This is a genomic window from Mycobacterium asiaticum (assembly GCF_001668675.1).
GTDB lineage: Bacteria > Actinomycetota > Actinomycetes > Mycobacteriales > Mycobacteriaceae > Mycobacterium > Mycobacterium asiaticum_D.
In genome coordinates this window covers 1-4,530 of record NZ_LZKQ01000173.1, presented here as the reverse complement: position 1 = coordinate 4,530, position 4,530 = coordinate 1, and the positions used below count along the sequence as shown (strand labels likewise).

Sequence of the window (4,530 nt, the reverse complement as noted above, 5' to 3'; positions counted from 1 at the left end):
AGGGTCTGCCGGCCATCTCGCTGGGCTGGGGACTCTGGGATCAGGCCAGCAACATGACCGAAGGACTGGCCGCGGCCGACCTCGCAAGGTTCGCCCGCGACGGCATCGTGGCGATGTCCTCGGAGGAGGCGCTGGAGCTGCTCGACACCGCGCTGATCGTCGACGAGCCGTTCCTGCTGCCCGCGCACATCGACCTGGTCGCCCTGCGGGCGAAGTTCGACGCCGGAACCTTGCCGCCGATGTTCGTCGACCTGATCAACGCACCGGCGCGGCGTCAGGTGGACGATTCGCTGGCCGCGGCCAAATCGAAGTCGGCGCTGCTGCAACGCCTCGACGGTCTGCCCGAGGACGAGCAGCAGGCGATCCTGCTGGATCTGGTGCGCTCCCACATCGCCACGGTGCTGGGCAACACCACGCCCGAAGCGATCGACCCCGACCGGGCGTTCCAGGAGCTGGGCTTCGACTCGCTGACCGCCGTCGAGATGCGCAACCGGCTCAAAGCCGCCACCGGGCTGGCGCTGTCGCCGACGCTGATCTTCGACTACCCCAACTCGGCGGCGCTGGCTGGCTACTTCCACCAGGAGCTTGTCGGCGCCGAGCGCCCGGCGGCACAGCCCGCGGCCCCCGGCGAAGAGGAACTGCGGCGCGTCGTCGCGTCCATCCCGGTCAAGCGGCTGCGGCAGGCCGGCGTGCTGGACGTGCTGCTGGCGTTGGCCAACGAGAAGGACGGCGATCTCAAAGGTGCCCATGCGGCGTCGCAGTCCGGATCCGACGCCAAGGAAATCGCGGACATGGACCTCGACGACCTGGTCAACGCGGCATTCCTGAACGACGATGAGTGAGTGCGTGCGGTGAGTAACCAGTGAGGGTCGCGGTCACCGGTGCCGGCGGCGTGCTCGGCCGCGGCCTGGTCGCCCGACTGCTCAGCCAGGGACACGAAGTCACCGGCCTCGGCCGTCACCGGCCCGAAAGTTGGCCCAGCACAGCCGACTTCGTCGCCGGCGATATCCGTGATGCCGCTGCGGTCCGGCGCGCCGTCACCGGGGCGGACGTGGTCGCCCATTGCGCCTGGGCGCGCAGGGACCACGGTCATGCCAACCTGACCGGGGCCGCGAACCTGCTGGCTGCGGCGAAGGAGTCGGGCAACCCGCGCATCGTGTTCGCGTCATCGGCGCACGTCTACGGCGGCGGAACAGAGCCCGCGAGCGAGCAGGACCCGATGCGCCCGGCAACGCCCGAGGGGCGGCTGCGGGCGCGGGTCGAGGAGATGCTCGCTCAGTCCGGACTGCCGTGGGTGGCGATCCGCTTCCCCCTGGTGCTGGGACGGGGCGTCGACAACGAGCTGCGCCGGCTGCTGGCCCGGCCGGTGCTGCGCGCGGACTCCGCCGACCGCCACGTGCAGGTGGTCCACACCGACGACGCGCTGCGCCTGTTCACCGCGGCTATCGTCCAACCCGAAATCAACAGCGGCGCAATCAATCTCGCCGCCGATGGAACGCCGACGCTGCGGCAGCTCGCGGCGGCGCTGGGCCGCCCGCTGCTGCCCGGGCTCGCCGCGCTGGGACGCCGCTCGACGTTGCCGGATGTCGCCCTGATGGACACCACCCGCCTGCGTGACCAGTGGGGCTTCACGCCCGCGTGGACGGCCGAGGAATGCCTGGAAGACTTCGCGTTGGCGGTGCGCGGACGGGTTTCGCTGGGCAAACGGGTGCTGGCGCTGCCGTGGCGGCTGGCGCCCATCCAGGACCTGCCGGCGGTGGACGCCCCCGCCGACGACGGAGTGGTGCCCAAACTGGCCGGGCCGCAGGGCGTCAACGGAGAATTCGACACCCCCATCGACCCCCGGTTCCCGACCTTCCTGGCGACCAACCTTTCCGAGGCGCTGCCCGGCCCGTTCTCGCCGTCGTCGGCATCGGTCACCGTGCGCGGCCTGCGCGCGGGCGGCGTCGGCATCGCCGAGCGGCTGCGTCCGGGCGGGATCGTGCAAAAGGAAATCGCGATGCGCACCGTCGCCGTGTTCGCACACCGGCTCTACGGGGCGATCACCTCGGCGCATTTCATGGCCCAGACGGTGCCGTTCGCCAAGCCCGCGACCATCGTGAGCAACAGCGGGTTTTTCGGGCCCAGCATGGCCTCGCTGCCGATCTTCGGTGCCGAACGGCCACCGTCGGAAACCAATCCGGTCCGCAGGCAATTACGCACTGTCCGTAACATCGGCGTATTCGGGGTCAACCTGGTCGGCCTGAGCGCGGGCTCACCGCTGGACACCGACGACTACCTGGCCGACATCGACCGGCTGGAGCAACTGGTCGGCGGCGACGTCACCCGGCTGGACGACCGCCGGCTGCTCAGCCTGATCCTGTTGGCCCGCGATCACGTCGTACACGGCTGGCTGCTGGCCTCCGGATCGTTCATGCTCTGCGCCGCTTTCAACGTGCTGCTGCGTGGGCTGTGCGGGCGCGAGACCGCACCGGCGGCCGGACCCCAACTGGTCAGCGCGCGCTCGGTGGAAGCGGTGCAGCGGCTGGTGACCGCCGCGCGACGCGATCCCACAGTGATCCGGGTGCTGGCCGAACCGGGGGAGCGGCTGGGCAAGCTGGCGGTGGAGGCGCCCGAGTTCCACGCCGCGGTGTTCGCCGAGCTGGACCTGATGGGACACCGCGGTCCGGCGGAGGTCGAGATGCTGTCGACCAGCTACGCCGATGACCCCGAGCTGTTGGTCCGCATGGTCACCAAGGCGCTGAGCGCACCGCCCGCGCCGCAGCCCCGGCACGCACGGATCCCATTGCGCGCCAAGCCCGTTGCGCTGCTGGCGGCCCGGCAGTTGCGGGACCGGGAAGTCCGGCGGGACCGGATGGTGCGGGCGATCTGGGTGCTGCGCGGACTGCTGCGCGAATATGGCCGCCGGCTGGCCGAATCCGGGGTCTTCCAATCCGCCGACGACGTCTTCTATCTTCTGGTCGACGAACTGGATGCGTTGCCGCCCAACGTCGCCGAGTTGGTAGCCCGGCGCCGCGCCGAGCAGCGCCGCCTGGTCGGTGTCGTTCCGCCCACCGTGTTCAGTGGGTCCTGGGAGCCGACCGTGGCGGCGCCGCCGGCCCTGGCCGGCGGTGACACCCTGCACGGTGTCGGTGTCTGCGGCGGCAAGGTACGCGGCCGGGTGCGGATCGTGCGACCCGAGACCATCGACGACCTGCAACCCGGCGAGATCCTGGTGGCCGAGGTCACCGACGTCGGCTACACCGCCGCGTTCTGCTATGCCGCCGCGGTGGTCACCGAACTCGGCGGACCCATGTCGCATGCGGCGGTGGTGGCCCGCGAATTCGGATTCCCGTGTGTGGTCGACGTTCAGGGCGCCACCCGCTCGCTGCCGCCGGGAGCGCTGATCGAGGTGGACGGCAGCACCGGCGAGATCCACGTGCTCGACCCCGCCAAATCCCCGATCTAGGCGCCGACTAGAGCTACTCTGTCCGCACATCCGGCAAGCCGGGAGGTGCACGATGTCGTTCGTGGCTGTGACGCCCGAGTGGATGGCAGCTGCCGCAGCGGATTTGGCGGCAATCGGTTCGGCGGTCAACGCGGCCAACGCGATTGCCGCGGCCCCCACCACTGAACTGCTGGCCGCCGGCGCCGACGAAGTGTCCGCCGCCGTCGCCGCGTTGTTCGGCCGGCACGGTCAGCTCTACCAATCACTCGGGGCCCAAGCCGAAGCCTTGCACGCCCAATTCGTGCGCGCTCTCACCGCAGGTGCGGCGGCATATGCCGGTGCCGAGGTCGCCAGTGCGGCGGCCCTGCCGGGGCCGATCAATGACCTGCTCAACCTGATCAACCTGCCGACCCAACTGCTGTTGGGGCGCCCGCTGATCGGCAACGGCGCCGACGGGGCGGCGGGCACCGGCGCGGACGGCGGTGCCGGCGGTCTGCTGTTCGGCAACGGCGGGGCCGGCGGATCCGGCGGCGGCGCCCATCCCGCTGGTGGAATGGGCGGCGCCGCAGGGCTTTTCGGTAACGGTGGGACCGGCGGCGCCGGGGCTGCCGGAGCGGTCGGCGGCACCGGCGGGAACGGCGGCTGGCTGTTCGGCAACGGTGGGGTCGGGGGAGCGGGCGGTGACGCCGTTGCCGGCATCGGGGGTCTGGGCGGCGCCGGCGGGCAGGCGATCCTGTTGGGCGCCGGCGGGATCGGCGGTGCCGGCGGCCTGGGCGCCAACGGCGGCGGCAACGGCGGCGCCGGCGGTTGGGGCGGCCTGTTGGCCGGAAACGCGGGCGCCGGCGGGGCGGGCGGCATCACGACGACGACCGGTAACGGCGGAGTCGGCGGCGCGGGCGGCAACGCCTGGTTGTTCGGTGACGGCGGCAGCGGCGGGCAGGGCGGCGCGGCACAGGCGCCGGTCGCCACGGGTGGCCTCGGCGGGACCGGCGGGGCGGGCGGCAACGGCGGCTGGCTGACCGGCAACGGCGGTGCCGGAGGTATGGGCCCGGCTCCACCGGTGCCGTTGATACCGGCGCCGCTGGAACTGCCGCCGCTGCCCC

3 protein-coding genes are annotated in these 4,530 nt (G+C 72.0%); all 3 read left to right on the top strand.

Annotated elements, in window-relative coordinates:
* Positions 1-842: phosphopantetheine-binding protein (locus tag A9X01_RS14915; RefSeq protein WP_253849136.1), on the top strand; the 842-nt coding region annotated here is incomplete at its 5' end.
* Between the two features lie 20 nt (positions 843-862).
* Positions 863-3,448 carry a sugar epimerase family protein gene (locus tag A9X01_RS14910; RefSeq protein ID WP_065121510.1) on the top strand — a complete coding sequence of 862 codons (2,586 nt, stop codon included), beginning with the start codon at positions 863-865 and terminating at the stop codon, positions 3,446-3,448.
* 52 nt (positions 3,449-3,500) lie between these two features.
* The coding region (locus tag A9X01_RS14905; RefSeq protein WP_155772103.1) for a PE family protein at positions 3,501-4,530 on the top strand (1,030 nt) is incomplete at its 3' end.